The sequence below is a fragment of the Streptomyces sp. NPDC052682 genome, assembly GCF_040678435.1.
Taxonomy (GTDB): domain Bacteria; phylum Actinomycetota; class Actinomycetes; order Streptomycetales; family Streptomycetaceae; genus Streptomyces.
This window is the reverse complement of sequence record NZ_JBFATS010000018.1, coordinates 1-17,627: the sequence shown is the minus strand read 5'-3', so window position 1 is coordinate 17,627 and position 17,627 is coordinate 1. Positions and strand designations below refer to the sequence as shown.

General features: G+C 73.5%; 15 protein-coding genes. 3 read left to right on the top strand and 12 right to left on the bottom strand.

All coding sequences use genetic code 11. The annotated features are described in order from the left end of the window. Window positions 1-468: 468 nt before the first annotated feature. The 4 genes from AB0K80_RS26025 to lipB form a co-directional block, all read right to left on the bottom strand. A complete protein-coding gene (locus tag AB0K80_RS26025; protein WP_365673589.1) occupies window positions 469-1,170 on the bottom strand; it encodes a DUF4191 domain-containing protein in 702 nt (233 codons plus the stop codon). A gap of 67 nt (window positions 1,171-1,237) precedes the next feature. Continuing rightward, complete coding sequence (locus AB0K80_RS26020) at window positions 1,238-1,447, bottom strand: hypothetical protein (RefSeq protein WP_365673588.1); 210 nt, start codon at window positions 1,445-1,447, stop codon at window positions 1,238-1,240. Window positions 1,448-1,720: 273 nt separating this feature from the next. Continuing rightward, window positions 1,721-2,710 (bottom strand): lipoyl synthase, encoded by a 990-nt coding sequence (gene lipA / locus AB0K80_RS26015; RefSeq protein ID WP_365673586.1) that lies wholly within the window; start codon window positions 2,708-2,710, stop codon window positions 1,721-1,723. 116 nt (window positions 2,711-2,826) lie between these two features. Beyond that, window positions 2,827-3,624, bottom strand: coding sequence for a lipoyl(octanoyl) transferase LipB (gene lipB, locus AB0K80_RS26010; RefSeq protein WP_365673873.1), 798 nt, complete (start codon window positions 3,622-3,624; stop codon window positions 2,827-2,829). A 232-nt stretch (window positions 3,625-3,856) separates the two neighbouring features. On the opposite strand from lipB, the gene AB0K80_RS26005 reads away from it, so the two are divergent. Beyond that, complete coding sequence (locus tag AB0K80_RS26005) at window positions 3,857-5,335, top strand: regulator (RefSeq protein ID WP_365673584.1); 1,479 nt, start codon at window positions 3,857-3,859, stop codon at window positions 5,333-5,335. A gap of 57 nt (window positions 5,336-5,392) precedes the next feature. On the opposite strand, the gene AB0K80_RS26000 is transcribed toward AB0K80_RS26005, so the two are convergent. Beyond that, window positions 5,393-6,814 (bottom strand): NAD(P)/FAD-dependent oxidoreductase, encoded by a 1,422-nt coding sequence (locus tag AB0K80_RS26000; protein WP_365673582.1) that lies wholly within the window; start codon window positions 6,812-6,814, stop codon window positions 5,393-5,395. 193 nt (window positions 6,815-7,007) lie between these two features. Next, window positions 7,008-7,913, bottom strand: coding sequence for a TIGR01777 family oxidoreductase (locus tag AB0K80_RS25995; RefSeq protein WP_365673581.1), 906 nt, complete (start codon window positions 7,911-7,913; stop codon window positions 7,008-7,010). A gap of 68 nt (window positions 7,914-7,981) precedes the next feature. Here AB0K80_RS25995 and AB0K80_RS25990 point away from each other — a divergent pair, with 68 nt between their 5' ends. Next, window positions 7,982-8,470 (top strand): GNAT family N-acetyltransferase, encoded by a 489-nt coding sequence (locus AB0K80_RS25990; protein WP_365673579.1) that lies wholly within the window; start codon window positions 7,982-7,984, stop codon window positions 8,468-8,470. A 6-nt stretch (window positions 8,471-8,476) separates the two neighbouring features. Here the strand turns inward: AB0K80_RS25990 and AB0K80_RS25985 are convergent, their stop codons facing one another. Then, on the bottom strand, window positions 8,477-9,661 hold the full coding sequence (locus tag AB0K80_RS25985; RefSeq protein WP_365673577.1) for a MarP family serine protease: 1,185 nt from the start codon (window positions 9,659-9,661) through the stop codon (window positions 8,477-8,479). A gap of 675 nt (window positions 9,662-10,336) precedes the next feature. Between AB0K80_RS25985 and AB0K80_RS25980 the strand changes: the two genes are divergently transcribed. Then, window positions 10,337-11,086 (top strand): peptidoglycan recognition protein, encoded by a 750-nt coding sequence (locus tag AB0K80_RS25980; protein WP_365673871.1) that lies wholly within the window; start codon window positions 10,337-10,339, stop codon window positions 11,084-11,086. On the opposite strand, the gene AB0K80_RS25975 is transcribed toward AB0K80_RS25980, so the two are convergent. The 5 genes from AB0K80_RS25975 to sucB form a co-directional block, all read right to left on the bottom strand. Continuing rightward, window positions 11,076-11,594 (bottom strand): DUF4240 domain-containing protein, encoded by a 519-nt coding sequence (locus AB0K80_RS25975; protein ID WP_365673869.1) that lies wholly within the window; start codon window positions 11,592-11,594, stop codon window positions 11,076-11,078. The genes AB0K80_RS25980 and AB0K80_RS25975 overlap by 11 nt on opposite strands. Before the next feature lie 80 nt (window positions 11,595-11,674). Then, window positions 11,675-12,649 carry a WYL domain-containing protein gene (locus tag AB0K80_RS25970; RefSeq protein ID WP_365673575.1) on the bottom strand — a complete coding sequence of 325 codons (975 nt, stop codon included), beginning with the start codon at window positions 12,647-12,649 and terminating at the stop codon, window positions 11,675-11,677. 79 nt (window positions 12,650-12,728) lie between these two features. Continuing rightward, window positions 12,729-15,431, bottom strand: a complete 2,703-nt coding sequence (gene aceE / locus AB0K80_RS25965; protein ID WP_365673574.1) for a pyruvate dehydrogenase (acetyl-transferring), homodimeric type — start codon at window positions 15,429-15,431, stop codon at window positions 12,729-12,731. Between the two features lie 304 nt (window positions 15,432-15,735). Continuing rightward, on the bottom strand, window positions 15,736-16,359 hold the full coding sequence (locus AB0K80_RS25960; protein ID WP_365673571.1) for a GntR family transcriptional regulator: 624 nt from the start codon (window positions 16,357-16,359) through the stop codon (window positions 15,736-15,738). A gap of 209 nt (window positions 16,360-16,568) precedes the next feature. Further along, a partial coding sequence (gene sucB / locus AB0K80_RS25955; protein WP_365673569.1) for a 2-oxoglutarate dehydrogenase, E2 component, dihydrolipoamide succinyltransferase occupies window positions 16,569-17,627 on the bottom strand: 1,059 nt, incomplete at its 5' end.

The following is a 17,627-nucleotide window of genomic DNA, read 5'->3' as shown; positions in this document are numbered from 1 at the left end:
TCAGGCTGTCGTGAAGGGCCGCGTGCCCCGCCGCCGCACGCGACGGTCCTCCGCGCACGGCCGTCCCCGCGCGCTGCCGCTGACCCGGCCCAGCCGCGCCGCGGCACGGCCTCGTCCACGGCCACCCTCCGGCGCCCGCTTCGGCCGCCACCCGCAGGGCCGTCCGCATACGGGTCGCCCTCCCGCGCCGCCGCACACCCGGGTCATTCCGCGGCCACCGCCCACGGCCGCCCAGCCACGCCACCGCAGGCAACCGCCCTGCCACGCCACCGCAGGCCGACTGGCCCCGCGTCCGCGCGAAGCCGGTCGCCACCCCCACCGCCGCACACGGCCACTGAGTGGCCGCCCCGGGCGGCAGCGCCCCTGCCGTGTCACCGCACGCAACCGCCCGAGCTCCCCCGCAGACGGCGAAGGGCGCCCGGAGTGGGATCCGGGCGCCCCTGGCGCGGTCGGTGGAGGCCGGCGGTGTCAGCGCGGGCGCGGGCCGCCCTTCGGCAGTTTCATGCCCTTCGGCATCGGCCCCTTCGGCAGCGGCATGTTGCTCATCAGGTCGCCGAGCGCGCGCAGCCGGTCGTTGGTCGCGGTGACCTGCGGGCCGGTCAGCACGCGCGGCAGCTTCAGCATGGTGGTGCGCAGCTTCTTCAGCTCGACCTGGCCCTCGCCGTTGCCCACGATCAGGTCGTGCACCGGGACGTCCGCGACGATACGGTTCATCTTCTTCTTCTCGGCGGCCAGCAGGGACTTCACGCGGTTCGGGTTGCCCTCGGCGACCAGCACGATGCCGGCCTTGCCGACCGCCCGGTGCACCACGTCCTGGCTGCGGTTCATCGCCACCGCGGGGGTCGTCGTCCAGCCCCGGCCGATGTTGTCGAGCACCGCCGCGGCCGCGCCCGGCTGGCCCTCCATCTGCCCGAAGGCCGCCCGCTCGGCGCGGCGCCCGAAGACGATCGCCGTCGCGATGAGGGCGAGGAAAGCGCCCAGGATGCCGAGATAGATGGGGTGCCCGATCAAGAAGCCGATCGCGAGGAAGACACCGAAGGTGACGATTCCGACAGCCGCGAGTACAAGACCGATCTTCTTGTCGGCCCTGCGGGTCATCTTGTAGGTCAGGGCGATCTGCTTCAGTCGCCCGGGGTTCGCAGCGTCCGCTGCGTTGTCCTTCCTCGCCATGCCCCGCAGTTTACGTGCCCATGGAAGCGGCGGACGACGGCGGTGCCCGGCGGGAGCGCGGAAGCCCTCAGGAGCGGGCGGAGCGGGCGGACAGGGCCTGGTCGAGGACGCGCTGGGCCTCGACCCGGTCCTTGGCGCGACGGCGGTCCTCCAGGACGGAGGTCCAGGCGTTGCGGCGGGCGGTGCGCTGGCCACCGCTCATCAACAGCGACTCGACGGCGCGCAGGGCGGTGGTGAACGACGGAATCGCTGTGGCGCGAACGGGTGCGGCCTGCATCAGTGAGGTCCCCCCTCGGTACGGCTTCGGTACGGGTGCACGTGGTGTGATTTCAGGGTCACTGATTGGTGTTACCAGGGCGTGTCCGACCGGTCAAACGCCCATGAAGCCTTGCCACGCCGGGATGAAACGTTCGACGCGGCCCCGGCAACGCCCTCATCTGCGAGGACGGCCGGGACCGCGTCTTCTCGGCCGCTACCGGCGAGTAGGTTCTTGTGCGGGAATTCACACGCTTGTCGGAGTCCAGTCGGGGGAAGGGGTGATGACTCCCTGTCAGACGGCCTGCACGGCGACGTGGGCACCGCCCTGCTGCGGAGCGGCCGAATGACGCTGTTCGATCGCCATCTGGTACAGCCGCCCGGCACGGTACGAGGAGCGCACCAGCGGGCCGGACATCACACCGGAGAAGCCGATCTGCTCGGCCTCCTCCTTCAGCTCCACGAACTCCTGCGGCTTCACCCAGCGCTCCACCGGGTGGTGCCGCACCGACGGCCGCAGGTACTGGGTGATGGTCACCAGCTCGCAGCCCGCGTCGTGCAGCTGCTTCAGCGCCTCGCTGACCTCCTCGCGGGTCTCGCCCATGCCGAGGATCAGGTTGGACTTGGTGACCAGGCCGTAGTCGCGGGCCAGCGTGATGACCTTCAGGGAGCGCTCGTAGCGGAAGCCCGGGCGGATGCGCTTGAAGATCCGCGGGACCGTCTCCACGTTGTGCGCGAAGACCTCGGGGCGGGAGGAGAAGACCTCCTCCAGCTGCTCGGGGACCGCGTTGAAGTCGGGGGCCAGCAGCTCCACCTTGGTCCGGCCGCCCTCGCGGTGCGCGGTCTGCTGGTGGATCTGGCGCACGGTCTCCGCGTACAGCCAGGCGCCGCCGTCCGGAAGGTCGTCGCGGGCGACGCCGGTGATGGTGGCGTAGTTCAGGTCCATGGTGACCACGGACTCACCCACCCGGCGCGGCTCGTCGCGGTCGAGCGCCTCGGGCTTGCCGGTGTCGATCTGGCAGAAGTCGCAGCGCCGGGTGCACTGGTCGCCGCCGATGAGGAAGGTCGCCTCGCGGTCCTCCCAGCACTCGTAGATGTTGGGACAGCCGGCTTCCTGGCAGACGGTGTGCAGCCCCTCGCTCTTCACGAGGTTCTGCATCTTCGTGTACTCGGGGCCCATTTTCGCCCGGGTCTTGATCCACTCGGGCTTGCGCTCGATGGGGGTCTGGCTGTTGCGGACCTCCAGGCGCAGCAACTTGCGTCCGTCGGGTGCGACTGCGGACACGTCGGCTCCCTAGCTTCGATTCTTCGGCGTACACCAGGGTACGCCCGTGCGGTTCTCGCTCTCCGGGGTGGGCAACCTTCGGGTCTCGGGCCCGCATTCCCGGGCGGCGGCACCGGTCAGGCCGTCGCGCGCTCGATCTCCCGGGGCTTGAGCTCGGCGTTCTCCAGGACGTCCCGCAGGTGCCGCTCCACCACCGGCAGCACCTCGGCGATCGTGACCTCCCGGCCCAGCTCCGCCGAGAGCGACGTCACGCCGGCGTCCCGGATGCCGCAGGGGATGATCCGGTCGAACCACTTCATGTCCGGGTTCACGTTGAACGAGAAGCCGTGCATGGTGACGCCCTTGGCGACCCGGATGCCGATCTGCGCGATCTTGCGGTCCTCGCGCCGCTGGCCGGCGTTGGACGGGGCGTACTCCGGGCCGTTCAGGCGCGGGTCGAACTCCTCGTCGTGCAGCCGCGGGTCGAAGTCCAGGGAGAGCCCGCCGAACGAGGGGCGCTCCTCGACGGGGTCGCCGAGCACCCACACGCCGCTGCGGCCCTCGATCCGGGTGGTCTCCAGGCCGAAGTCGGCGCAGGTGCGGATCAGGGCCTCCTCCAGGCGCCGCACATGGGCCACGACGTCCACCGGGCGCGGCAGCTTCTGGATCGGGTAGCCCACCAGCTGGCCCGGGCCGTGCCAGGTGATCTTGCCGCCGCGGTCCACGTCGATGACCGGGGTGCCGTCCAGGGGGCGCTCGCTGTCCTCCGTGCGCCGGCCCGCCGTGTAGACCGGGGGGTGCTCCACCAGCAGCACCGTGTCCGGGATCTCGTCGGCGAAGCGCGCGGCGTGCACCCGGCGCTGCTCGTCCCACGCCTGCTGGTACTCGACGGCCTCCGCGCCGAAGCCCAAGCGGACGAACCGCAACTCGTTCACGGCAAGCGCCTCCTCGAAGTCGTCAGGCATGAAACGCGCCGACGCCACTGTACGACTGCCGGCCGCGCGTCAGCCCTGGGGGCAATCGTCACACGATCGGATGAATGCAGGTGGACGCATGCGATCAGGCGCTTACTCTCCGTTATATTCGCGCCGTTCAGAAGGCCATACGGGCTGCTCACAGGCAATCCGGGCACGTCACCACACCGGAAGGCAGGAGACCGCACCGCAGATGACGGAACGACCCGCGCAGCGCACCCCCAACCGACAGCTCGCCGCGCTCATCGCAGAAGCGGGGTTCTCCAACGCGGGACTCGCCCGTCGGGTGGACCAGCTCGGTCTGGAACACGGGCTCGACCTGAGATACGACAAGACCTCGGTCACACGGTGGCTGCGCGGCCAGCAGCCCCGCGGCACCACGCCCGCGCTCATCGCCGAGGTGTTCACCCGGCGCCTCGGCCGCCGCCTGACCGCCCAGGACCTCGGCCTGGACGCCTGTGCCCCCGTCTACGCGGGGCTGGAGTTCGCCGCTACCCCGGAGGAGGCCGTCGACATCGTCAGCGGCCTGTGGCGCAAGGACTCCGGCAGCCATGCCGAGCTGCGCAAGATCGCCTTCACCCCGGCGGGGCTCGTGGTGCCCAGCCGGGACTGGCTGATCGGCCGCCCCGACGAGAAGGTCGCCCGGGGCGAGGCACCCGCCGTCCGGGTCCCGGCCCAGGGCCGGCCGGCCGTCACGCCCCTGGCCCCGTCCGGCGGGACCCGCGCCCCGTCCCGCCGGCGCACCCCCGCCGAACGCTGCCCCGGCCAGAAGGTCACCGCCGGGGACATCGCCGCCCTGCGCTCGGTCGGCGAGCTGTTCCGCACCCTCGACGACGCCTACGGCGGCGGCCACGCCCGCCAGGCCCTGGTGCGCTACCTGGAGCACGAGTGCGAACCGATGCTGCGCGGCAGCTACGGCGAGCAGACCGGCCGCCGCCTGTTCGCCGCCGCGGCCGACCTGACCCGGCTCGCGGGCTGGACCTCGTACGACATCGCCGCGCACGGCCTCGCCCAGCGTTACTTCGTGCAGGCCCTGCGGCTCGCGCAGGCCGCCGGCGACCGGGCGTACGGCGCGTACGTGCTGGTCACCATGAGCCGCCAGGCCGTGTACCTCGGGCACGGGCGCGAGGCCGTGCAGCTCGCCCGGGTGGCGCAGCAGGGCGTGGGGACCTCCGTACCGCCGGTGGTGCAGGCGCTGCTGCACGCGGCCGAGGCGCGGGCGCACGGTGTGCTCGGCGAGGTCAGGGCCTGCACCGCCGCGCTGGTGCGCGCCGAGCGCGCCCTGGAGTCGGCGCGCCCCGGGGACGAGGTCCCGCACTGGGCCCGCTTCTTCGACGAGGCACAGCTCGCCGACGAGTTCGGGCACTGCCACCGCGACCTCCAGCAGTTCCGCGCCGCAGCCCAGCACGCGGAACGCTCCCTCCAGCTGCGCGCGCCCTCCTACGCCCGCAGCCGACTGTTCTGCCGGGTCGTCCTCGCCACCGCCCGCCTCGGCCTGGGCGAACTCGACCAGGCCTGCCAGCTGGCGGCGGAGGCGGCCGGGCAGGCGGCGGAGATGCGCTCGGTCCGGGCGGTGGAGTACGTCCGTGACTTCGAGCGACGCCTGGAGCCGTACAAGGACGCGGCCCCGGTCCGCACCTACCGGGACAAGGTCGCGGCCGCCCTGAACTGAAGCGGACCGGGCCGCAGGGGGAGCGGACTCCTCGTGCCGCCCGGTCCGGTACGGCCGTCAGGCCGCCCTGGGCTCCGCCGCCCGGGGTGCCGTGGGCAGGGCCTCGGAGACGTGCAGCGAGCCGTTCGCGCCCAGGTCCGCCAGGATCGCCGCGGAGGCGCGCCGGCCGGAGTGCAGGGCGCCCTGCACGGTGCTGGTGTCCCGGTGGTCCCCGCACACGTACAGGCCCGCCAGCAGCCGCACCGGGCGCCGCAGGTCGTGCGGCGGCCGCATGGCGGGCACGGCGTCGGCGGTGTGGTGGACGGCGAGGGTCTCCCAGCGTGCCGTGGAGGTGCCGTACAGGCGGGACAGATGCCTGCGTACGGCCGTGTCCACGTCGCCGGGCGGCGGGCCGAGGACCGTGGAGGAGACGAGGGTCCGGCCCGCCGGGGCGCGGGACGGGTCGACGCGGCTGACCACCGCCGTGTGCGCGACCGGGCCGCCGCGGTCGGCGTCCAGCAGCAGCGACGCGCCGGTCGCGGGCGGCACGTCCGTGGTGTGGTGGACGACCGTCACCGGGTGGAAGTCCGGTACCCGCAGCCCGGGCAGCAGCTCGGCAGCGGCCCGGGCGCCCGTCGCCAGCAGCACCGCCCGGCAGCGGATCTCGCCGTGCTCCGCCGTGGTCACCGAGGTCGTGGAGATGGAGGTCACCCGCACCCCGGTGTGCACGGTGCCTGGCGGCAGCGTGCCCGCCAGCAGCTGTGGCACCGCCTCCGCGCCGCCCTCCGGCAGGCACAGCCGCCCGCTGGCGAAGGCGTGCAGCGCGAGATCGGCGCAGCGGCTGGACGTGGTCAGCTCCGGGTCGCACAGCAGGGCGGCGAGCAGCGGGCGCAGGAAGCCGTCGACGGTCCGGGCGGGCAGGCCGCGCGCGGCCAGGGCCTGTCCGGCGGGCAGCTCCGGGCGGGCCAGCAGCCGCTCCACCGGTGTCCCCGCCAGGCGCGTCAGCGCGGCGCCGAGGCGGGCCTGGTCGAGGCCGGTGCCCAGCGGGGCACCCGTCCGGCTCCGGGGGACGGACACCGGCCGCCCGGGCACGGCCACCGGCCTCCTGGGCGCCCTGGACCCGGACGACGGCCTCGGGGCGCTCGCCAGGGCGCGCACTGCGTGCAGCGCACCCCGTGCGCCCCCGGCGCCCGTCCGGGCGCCCGCGCGGTGGTGCCGGCCGTCGCTGTGCAGCAGGACACCGGGCGCGAACGGGCGCAGCACCAGGTGGCCGAGACCCGGTGTGTGCCGTAGATCGGGATACGCGGTCGAGAGCAGCTGCCCCATCCTGTCGAGCCGGAAGCCGTCCACCTTGTCGGTCGCCATCCGGCCCCCCACGCCGTGGGCGGCCTCCAGCACCACCGTCGTCACTCCTGCGCTGGCCAGCCGGTGCGCCGCCGAGAGTCCGGCGACCCCGGCCCCCACGACGACGACGTCGGCCTGATACGCGGGCTCAAGCACGTGCCCCTCCTCGAGGTTGCGCGGGCGCTGGAATCGTGATGCCCTCAACCGGCTCCAGGGATACCCGAGTTCTGGTCGAGCGTAGGGCCGTGATCGGTCAGGGGGAGTCGCGCATCGACAGGGCACGGTCGCACAGCGGTCGCATACGGTCCCTCGGTTGTCGCGGCGGCGCACGCATCGCTCAGGACGCCGTTCAGTCCAGGGCCGCGCGGATCGCCGCGTCGATGTCCGGGAACGCGAACCGGAAGCCCGACTCCAGCAGCCGGGTGGGCAGCACCCGCGCACTGCCGAGCACGTCCCCGGCCAGCTCGCCGAGCGCGGCCCGCAGCACCGGCGCCGGGACACCGAACAGTGCCGGGCGGTGCAGCACCCGGGCCATCGCCGCGGTGATCTCACGGTTCGTCAGCGGCTGCGGGGCGGTCAGGTTGAACGGCCCGGACAGGTCGTCGCGGTCCAGCAGGTGCCGGATCGCGGCGACCTCGTCGTGCAGCGCGATGAACGACCAGTACTGCCGGCCGTCCCCCAGCCGTCCGCCCACCCCGGCCCGGAACAGCGGGAACAGCCGCCCCCAGGCTCCGCCCCGGCGGGAGACCACCAGGCCGGTCCGGGTGAACACCGTCCGCACGCCCGCCTCCTGGGCCGGTGCCGCCGCGGCCTCCCACTCGACGCACAACGACGGCAGGAACCCCTCGCCCGGGGGCGCGCTCTCGTCCACGGCGCGGTCGCCGGTCTCGCCGTAGTAGCCGATCGCGCTGCCGTTGACGAAGACCCGCGGCCGTTCGCCCTCGGCGAGGGAGGCGACGGCCTCGGCGAGCGCCGCGGTGCCGTCCACCCGGCTGGCCCGGATCCGCGCCTTGTACGCCGCCGTCCAGCGACGGTTGCCGACGCCGGCGCCCGCCAGGTTCACCACGGCGTGACACCCGGCGAGCCCGGCCGCGTCGACGTGCCTGCCCTCCGGGTCCCAGCGGACCTGGTCCGCCGAGCGGGGCGCGCCGCGTACCAGGCGCACCACCTCGTGCCCGTCCGCGGTCAGGGACCGCACCAGGGCGCTGCCGATCAGACCGGACGCGCCGGCCACCGCGATGCGTGAACGTTCCATGGGCCCATCCTGCCGGGTCACCCGAAATTGCCCGGTGGGCGCGCGGGTACCGCACGTAGGCTGCCGCCATGCCGGTTCCCCACATACGTCACGCCCGACTCGACGACGACGAGGCGCTGGGGCGGCTCGACCGCGCCACCTGGTCCCCGCTGCACTCGGTCCAGCCCCGCCCCGAGCCCCCGTACGGGCCCTTCTTCACCGAGCGGTCCGTGCCGCGCGACCACCTCGTCGCCGAGCTCGCCGGGACCGTCGTCGGCTACCTCACGCTGGGCTGCCCCACACCGCTGGCCTCCAACGCGCACGTCCGCCAGATCCAGGGCCTCGCCGTCGCCGAGGAGGCGCGCGGCGCGGGCGTCGGGCGGGTGCTGCTGCGGGCGGCGCGCGAGGAGGCCCGGCGGCAGGGGGCGCGGCGGCTGACCCTGCGCGTCCTCGGCCACAACACCCCGGCGCGCAGGCTGTACGAGTCCGAGGGCTTCGCGGTGGAGGGTGTGCTGCCGGAGGAGTTCTTCGTCGGCGGGGCGTACGTCGACGACGTGTTCATGGGAATGTTCCTGTGACCGGAGTCAGGACGTGACCAGGTCCCCGGTGTCCACCGGCGCCGTCGCGTCCGCCGCGCGGTCGGCGTCGGAGGCGACCTCGGCCGCCGTGAGGACGTAGCCGGTCTCGGCGTCCGAGGTGGAGCGGGCGAAGACCACGCCGTACACGCGGCCGTCGGTGGTCAGCAGCGGGCCGCCGGAGTTGCCGGGGCGCACGGTGGAGCGGATCGAGTAGATCTCGCGGGTCACCGTGTCGTCGTTGTAGATGTTCTGGCCGGTCGCCCGCACCCGGTTGGCGACCGTCGCCGCCTGGAGGTTGAGGTCGCCGTCCTCCGGATAGCCCGCCACGACCGCCGAGTCGCCCCGCTCGGCGTCGTCGTCGAACCGCAGGACCGGTGCCCTCAGGCCGGGCACGTACAGCACGGCCACGTCCTTCTGCGGGTCGAAGAGCACCACCCGCGCCTCGTAGGTGCGCCCGACGCCGCCGATCTGCACGGTCGGCTCGTCGATCCCGGCCACCACGTGCGCGTTGGTCATCACGCGCTCCCGCGCGTAGACGAACCCGCTGCCCTCGCGGCCCTGGGTGCCCGCGACGCCCTCGACCTTGACCGTGCTGAGCTTGGCGGCGTTGGTGGCGGCCGCCGTGACGCTGTCGCCGGAGGGGCGGGCGACCTCGGCGGTCGACTCGTTCTCGAAGGGGTTGAACACCTGCGGGAAGCCCGCCTGGGTCAGCGCGGTGGTGGCCCGGGAGAACCACGCCGGGGTGGTGTCCGGCATCGCCTGCTGCACGGCGCCGAGCAGCCGCGAGTCCCGTATCGCGCTCGTCACCAGCGGGGAGGAGGAGGCGCCCAGGACGCTCGCGGCCACCCACGCCACGATCAGCACGGCCGCCGCGTTGGCGACGGCCCCGCCGATCCCGTCCGCCACCCTGAGCGGCCCGCGGTCCAGCTCCCGGCGCAGCCGCAGCGCCAGCCGGCCCGCCAGCTCGTGGCCGACCACGGCCGGGAGCAGCACCGTGAACACGGCGGTCACCGTCGCCGCCGTCGTCCCCGGCTCGACCGGCCTCATCACCCACGGCAGGACCCACACGCCGACGACCGCGCCGCCCACGAACCCGGCGAGCGAGACGCAGCCGGCCACCAGGCCGCGGCGGTAGCCGGACGCCGCGTAGGCCAGGATGACCAGCAACAGCAGGATGTCGAGCAGGTCCACGCAAGCCGCCTTTCTCCTCGGACCCCTTAGTACGTGGGGGACGGGCCCGGTGATCAGCACGCGCGCGCGTGATCGCCGGGAACCGGTCACCCACGCGCGCCTGCACTCGAAAAAACGTCGCGGACCCGGACGATGGTTCCACCGGGTGGCACAGCACACATCGCGGACGGACCGGAACCGGCCGACAGTGGGACCATGCGTGTCTTCCGCAGACCGCGGGGGGTGCGGCGCCGCCGCGCCACCCGAGTACCTGGCATACCCGGCGCAACCGGCGGTATACGCCCCACAGCCGCGGCACCGGGCAACGCCGACGCACACGACACCCAGGGCGCGTGCGCCCCGGGCGGGGGGCGCGGCGCGGACGACACGTGCGCCCCGCACGGGGCGGGGAGTGCCGTGAAACTCGACGGGAGCGCTCCCGACGGCCCGCCCGGCGGCCCGGTCGGGAGCGGTTCCGGTGGCTCGTGCGGCGGCCCGGGCGGGGGCAGTTCGCCCGGCTTGGGCGGTGGCCCGGGCGGGGGCAGTTCGCCCGGCTTGGGCGGTGGCCCGGGCGGGGGCAGCTCCCCCGGCTTGGGCGGCGGCGCGGGCGGGGGCGGTTCCGGGGGTTCGGGCGGTGGCCCGGGCCGGAGGGGGTGGGGCGGTGGCCCGGGCCGGAGGGGGTGGGGCGGATTGCGCGTGGTGCTCCGGCGGCTGCCGGGGCTGGCGGCCGGCGCCGCTTTGGTGGTGTGCTGCCACGGGGCCGAGCGGCCCGCCCCACCCCCGGCCCGGCCGGCCACGGACCGGGCCGTCAGGCCGTACACCGCGCCCGAGCCGCGCATCCTGCCGAGGTCGGTGTGGCTGGGCGGGGCCGCCCGGGGGCAGCCGCCGCCGCGCTACGACGACAAGGTCGTGGCCGTCTTCGTCCACCACACCGACTCGCCCAACGACTACGACTGCGCGGACACACCGCGCATCATCCGGCACCTGTACGCCGACCAGACCGGCGGCCGCGACTGGGACGACATCGGCTACAACTTCCTCGTCGACCGCTGCGGCACCCTGTACGAGGGCCGCGCCGGCGGTGTCGGCCGCCCGGTCACCGGCGCCCACACCCAGGGCTTCAACCACCGCACGGCGGGCATCGCCGCCATCGGCACCTTCAGCGCGGGAGCGCCCGTACCTCCCGCGATGACCCGCGCCATCGCCGCGCTGGCCGCCTGGAAGCTCGGCCTGTCCGGCACCGACCCCCGCGCGCGGGTCCGCCTGGTCTCCAGCAACAGCCGCAGCCGCTACGCCGCCGGCACCACGGCCACCCTGCCCGCCCTCGCGGGACACAACGAGGCCTTCATGACCAGCTGCCCGGGCGCCGCCCTGCACGCCCGCCTGCCGGAGATCAGGGCGCTGGCGGCCCGGCTGCAGGGCCGGCTGAACCGGCTCAGGCCCTGAACCGCTCCCACAGCCGGGGATAGCGCTCGGCGAGCTGCCGCCCGTTCTCCAGGTCGATCGGGGTCCCCGCCGGTTCCTCGGGCGCGGGCGGGATGTCCAGGTCGGGGGCGACCATGCCGGTGAGCTGCTCGTACGCCTCGTCGGCCGCGTAGCCGAGGTCCTCGCCGTCGCCGTCGATGTCCTCGTCGAAGTCGTCCAGGAGGTCGGCCAGCGAGTCCGGGTCGTGCAGGGCGCCCTCGAAGACCTCGCGGCCCTGGCCGATCAGCCAGCAGCGGAAGTAGTCGAAGGCGTCGTCGCTCGCCCCGTCGAGCAGCACCCAGGCCGCTCCCCACAGCTCCCAGGTGTAGGCCCGGTTGTACCGGGACTCGAAGTGACGGGCGAAGTCGAGGACCGACTCGGGATCCAGTTCCACGAGCCGCGCCACGAGCAGGTCGGCCTGCTCCTCGGGGTCGCCCTCGGCGGCCTCGCGGGTGTCGTCCACCAGCTCCCAGAACTCCGTCTCGTCCATCACGGGTTCCAGCATCGGCCCTGGGGCAGGGGGTCGCACCCCGGAGTGCGGGGGATTGTCCTCCGCCGCCCTCCGCCAAGTCACCCGCCGTACAGCTCGCCCAGCCGCCGCGCGTCCGAGGCGAACCGTGCCCGCAGGCTCTCCGGTGCCAGCACCTCGACCTCCGGCCCGAGCATCGACAGCTGCTCGTGGGCCACCTCCTCCGACTCCACGGGGAGGGTCAGCGTCACCCAGCCGTCCGGGTCCGCTTCGCCCGCGGCGGCCAGCGCCTCCCGGGCGGACAGCGGATCGACGGCGTACGGCAGTCTGCGCGCGCCCGCCACCGACAGCCGCACCACGACCTGAGCGCGCAGCAGGGACCGCGCGAACTGCTCGGCCCGCTCCTCCCAGAAGGCGGGCAGGTCGAACTCCGGGTCCCGTGCGAAGCGTTCCTCCCCGGGCTCCACCGCCGTGAACCGGTCGATGCGGTACACCCGGAACGACGCCCGCCCCCCGCCCCGCGCGCACAGGTACCAGACGCCCGCCTTGAGCACCAGCCCGTACGGCTCCAGCTCCCGGACCACCTCCCGCTCCCTGCGCCGGTAGCGCGCGGTGATCCGCCGGTCGTCCCACACCGCGTCCGCGACGGCCGGCAGCAGCTCGGGCGTCTTCGGCTCCCGGAACCAGTTCGGCGCGTCGAGGTGGAACCGCTGCCCCGCCGTACGGGAGGCGTCCCGCAGGGACGGCAGCAGCGCCGCCGACACCTTCAGCCGGGCCGCCGAGGCCGCGTCCTCCAGCCCCATCTCCCGCAGCGCCCCCGGCACCCCGGAGAGGAACAACGCCTCCGCCTCACTGCGGTGCAGCCCCGTCAGCCGCGTACGGTACCCGCCGACCAGCCGGTACCCGCCGGCCCGCCCCCGGTCCGCGTACACCGGCACCCCGGCCTCCGACAGCGCCTGCGCGTCCCGTGTCACGGTCCGCTCCGACACCTCCAGCTCCCGCGCCAGCTCGGCGGCGGTCATGGAGGGCCGCGACTGGAGCAACAGCACCATCTTGATCAGCCGGGCAGCGCGCATACGGCCATCATGCCGGGCCCCACCGACAGCGAAGGGGCACGGCGACCGCCGTACCCCTTCACCCCGCCCCGGGCCGTTGCTACAGCCCGTACTTCTCGCGCGCTTCCTTCACCGCGGTCGCCTGGACCTCGCCCCGCCGGGCGAGCTGGGCCAGGGCCGCCACGACGATCGACTCGGCGTCGACCCCGAAGTGGCGGCGGGCCGCCTCGCGGGTGTCGGACAGGCCGAAGCCGTCGGCGCCCAGCGAGGACCAGTCCTGCTCGACCCACTGCGCGATCTGGTCCGGGACCTGGCGCATGTAGTCGGAGACCGCCAGCACCGGGCCCTCGGCGCCCTGCAGCGCCTGACGGACGTACGGCTCCCGCTCCTCGCCGCGCAGCAGCGCCGCGTCGGCCTCCAGCGCGTCCCGGCGCAGCTCGCTCCAGGAGGTCGCCGACCACACGTCGGCCGCCACGCCCCACTCCTCGGCGAGCATCCGCTGCGCCTTGAGCGCCCAGTGGATCGCCGTGCCGGAGCCCAGCAGCTGGATGCGCGGGGCGTTCGCCGGGACGGCCACCCCCGCCGACTCCGCCGTGTTGAAGCGGTACAGGCCCTTGACGATGCCCTCGTCGATGCCGAGGCCCTGCGGCTTGGCGGGCTGCGGCAGCGGCTCGTTGTAGACGGTCAGGTAGTAGAAGACGTCCGGGTCCTCGCCCGGGGCCGCCTCGCCGTACATGCGGCGCAGACCGTCCTTGACGATGACCGCGATCTCGTACGCGAACGCCGGGTCGTACGTCAGCGCCGCCGGGTTGGTCGCGGCGATGACGGGGGAGTGGCCGTCGGCGTGCTGCAGGCCCTCACCGGTCAGCGTCGTACGGCCGGCCGTGGCGCCGATGAGGAAGCCGCGGCCGAGCTGGTCGCCGAGCTGCCACATCTGGTCGGCCGTGCGCTGCCAGCCGAACATCGAGTAGAAGATGTAGAACGGGATCATCGGCTCGCCGTGCGTCGCGTACGACGTGGCGGCGGCGATGAAGTCGGCCATCGAACCGGCCTCGGTGATCCCCTCGTTGAGGATCTGGCCGTTCCTGGCCTCCTTGTAGTACATCAGCTGGTCGCGGTCGACCGGCTCGTACGTCTGGCCCTTGGGCGAGTAGATGCCGAGGGACGGGAACAGCGACTCCATGCCGAAGGTGCGCGCCTCGTCGGGGACGATCGGCACCCAGCGCTTGCCGGTCTCCTTGTCGCGGACCAGGTCCTTGACCAGGCGGACGAAGGCCATGGTGGTGGCCACGTTCTGCGAGCCGGAGCCCTTGTCGAAGGCGGTGAAGGCCTTCTCGGCGGGCGCGGGCAGCGGCGCCACCGGGTGCACCCGGCGGGCCGGGGCCGGACCGCCGAGGGCGGCGCGGCGCTCCTGCAGGTAGCGGACCTCGGGGGAGTCGGCGCCCGGGTGGCCGTAGGGGACCACACCGTCGACGAAGTCGCTGTCCTTGATCGGCAGGCCGAGCAGGTCGCGCATCGCCTTGAACTCGTCCACCGTCAGCTTCTTCATCTGGTGGTTGGCGTTCTTGGAGGCGAAGCCCTCACCGAGGGTGTGGCCCTTGACCGTCTGCGCCAGGATCACGGTCGGCGCGCCCTTGTGCTCCAGGGCCGCCTTGTACGCCGCGTACACCTTGCGCGGCTCGTGGCCGCCACGCGAGACGTGGAAACACTCCAGGATCTTGTCGTCGCTCAGCAGCTTCGCCATCTCCGCCAGCGCCGGGTCGGCGCCGAAGAAGTCCTGGCGGATGTAGGCCGCGTCGCGCGTCTGGTACGTCTGGATCTGCGCGTCGGGCACCTGGCGCAGACGGCGTACGAGCGCGCCCGTGGTGTCGAGCTGGAACAGCTCGTCCCAGGCCGAGCCCCACAGCGTCTTGATGACGTTCCAGCCGGCGCCGCGGAACTGGGCCTCCAGCTCCTGCACGATCTTGAAGTTGGCGCGGACGGGGCCGTCCAGGCGCTGCAGGTTGCAGTTGATGACGAAGGTGAGGTTGTCCAGCTCCTCGCGGGCGGCCAGCGCCAGGGCCGCGGTCGACTCGGGCTCGTCCATCTCGCCGTCGCCGAGGAAGGCCCACACGTGCGAGCCGGAGGTGTCCTTGATGCCGCGGTTGGTGAGGTAGCGGTTGAAGCGCGCCTGGTAGATGGCGGAGAGCGGGCCGAGGCCCATCGACACCGTCGGGAACTCCCACAGCCAGGGCAGGCGGCGCGGGTGCGGGTAGGACGGCAGGCCGCTGCCGCCCGCCTCCCGGCGGAAGTTGTCCAGGTGCTGCTCGGTCAGCCGCCCGTCGAGGAAGGCGCGGGCGTAGATGCCGGGGGAGGCATGGCCCTGGATGTAGAGCTGGTCGCCCGAGCCGTCGGCCTCCTTGCCCTTGAAGAAGTGGTTGAAGCCGGTCTCGTACAGCCAGGCGGCGGAGGCGAAGGTGGCGATGTGGCCGCCGACGCCGTATTTCGCGCCGCGGGTCACCATCGCGGCCGCGTTCCAGCGGTTCCACGCGGTGATCCGCTGCTCCATCTCCTCGTCACCGGGCACGACCGGCTCGGCGGCGGTGGGGATGGTGTTGACGTAGTCGGTCTCGAGGAGCTTCGGCAGCGGAACGCCGGTCCCCTCGGCGCGCTCCAGCGTGCGGCGCATCAGGTACGCGGCACGGTGCGGCCCGGCCGCCTTGGCGACGGCGTCCAGGGAGGCCTGCCACTCGGCGGTCTCCTCCGGGTCGCGGTCCGGGAGCTGGTCGAGCTCGCTCGGCCGGATGGCGTTGGGGTCGGTCATGTCGCCGCCTTCCTCAGTCGAAGGGGGTTCCCTCATCGGTAAGGGTTCGGGGGTGCCCTTGGTCTTTGGCAGGACAGGGCTGGGGCTTCGGTGGAAGCCCGTCGGCGACTGTAACTCTCTGATCGATGATCGATCAAAGGGTTGAGGGGCAAAACCTCTTGATCACGAGAAAGTCGGCACGCGGTGCCTCCGGCAGTGGCACGGGGTGACGCTCCCGTGCGGGTGTTTGTGCAGGTGAGCGCGGTGCTGCTCCCCTGTCCCGCGGGGTCGTCAGGGCCCTTCTTCAGGGCCCCTCCGCGCGGTGTCAGGCCCTCGGCGCGCAGCCCAGCACGTGGGCCTTCACCAGGTCGGCGATACGGGGGTCGCGGCGCTTGAAGGCGGCGACCAGCTCCTCGTGCTCCTCCGCGTACGACTGCTGGACCGTGCCCAGCCAGCGGATCGACAGGGCCGTGAACACCTCGATGCCCAGGCCCTCCCAGGTGTGCAGCAGCACCGAGTTGCCGGCCGCGCGCACCAGTTCGCGGTGGAAGCCGACCGTGTGGCGGACCTGGGCGGTGCCGTCCGACCGGCGGTCGGCTTCGTACAGGGCGCTGACGTGCGGTTCGAGGGCCGAGCAGTCCTCCGCCAGCCGGTCCGCCGCCAGTTCCGCCGCGATGGCCTCCAGGCCGGCCCGCACCGGGTAGCTCTCCTCCAGGTCGGCGGCCGTCAGGTTCCGCACCCGTACGCCCTTGTTCGGCGCGGACTCGATCAGCCGCAGCGACTCCAGCTCGCGCAGGGCCTCACGGACCGGGGTCTGGCTGACCTCCAGCTCGGTGGCGATGCGCCGCTCCACGATGCGCTCGCCCGGCTGCCAGCGCCCGCTGATGATCCCTTCCAGGATGTGCTCGCGGATCTGTTCGCGCAGCGAGTGGATGACGGGGGCGGTCATGGGAGCTCCTTTGGGCGCGTCGACGTTTAGACGATACGGCCGGTTCGCTGCCCGGGGAGGGCGTGTGCGGGGGCTTTCATGCAGGTGAGACAAGTTGCACACGGGGGTTTCGGCGCCGGGGAGTTCGGTGCCGCGCCCCCGGAAGAAGGCGGTGCCCCCACCCGGCGTCTTCGGGTGGGGGCACCTGTGTGTCCGGCTGAGGGCGGCGGTTACAGGCCGAGTTCGACCTCGAACTCGCCCGCCTCCAGGATCGCCTTGACCGCCGTCAGGTAGCGGGCGGCGTCCGCGCCGTCCACCAGGCGGTGGTCGTAGGAGAGGGTCAGGTAGGTCATGTCGCGGACGGCGATGACCGTGCCCTCCTCCGTCTCCAGGACGGCCGGGCGCTTGACCGTCGCGCCGATGCCGAGGATCGCGACCTGGCCCGGCGGCACGATGATCGTGTCGAACAGGGCGCCGCGCGAACCGGTGTTGGAGATGGTGAAGGTCGCGCCGGACAGCTCGTCCGGGGTGATCTTGTTGGCGCGGACCTTGCCGGCCAGCTCCGCCGTGGCCTTGGCGATACCGGCGATGTTGAGGTCACCGGCGTTCTTGATGACCGGGGTCATCAGGCCCTTCTCGGAGTCCACCGCGATACCGATGTGCTCGGTGTCGAAGTAGGTGATGGTCCCCTCGGCCTCGTTGATCTTGGCGTTGATGACCGGGTGGGCCTTCAGCGCCTGGGCGGCGGCCTTGACGAAGAACGGCATCGGGGAGAGCTTGACGCCCTCACGCGCCTGGAAGGACGCCTTGGCCCGCTCGCGCAGCCGCATCAGCTTGGTGACGTCGACCTCGACGACCGAGGACAGCTGGGCCTGCTCGTGCAGGGCCTTGACCATGTTGTCGCCGATGACCTTGCGGATCCGCGGCATCTTGATGGTCTGGCCGCGCAGCGGGGAGGCCTCCAGCGCCGGGGCCTTCTTCGCCGCGGCCGGAGCGGCCGCGGCCGGGGCCGGGGCAGCGGCGGCGGCCTTGGCGGCCTCGGCGGCCGCCATGACGTCCTGCTTGCGGATACGGCCGCCGACGCCGGTGCCCTTGACGGAGGACAGGTCGACGCCGTGCTCGGCGGCGAGCTTGCGCACCAGGGGGGTGACGTAGGCGCCCTCGTCGGCCGGCTGGCCGGCGGCCGGAGCGGCCGGGGCCGGGGTGACCGGGGCGGGTGCGGCGGGCGCGGGCGCCGGAGCCGCGGGCTGGGCCGGTGCGGCGGCGGCCGGGGCGGGCGCGGCGGCGGG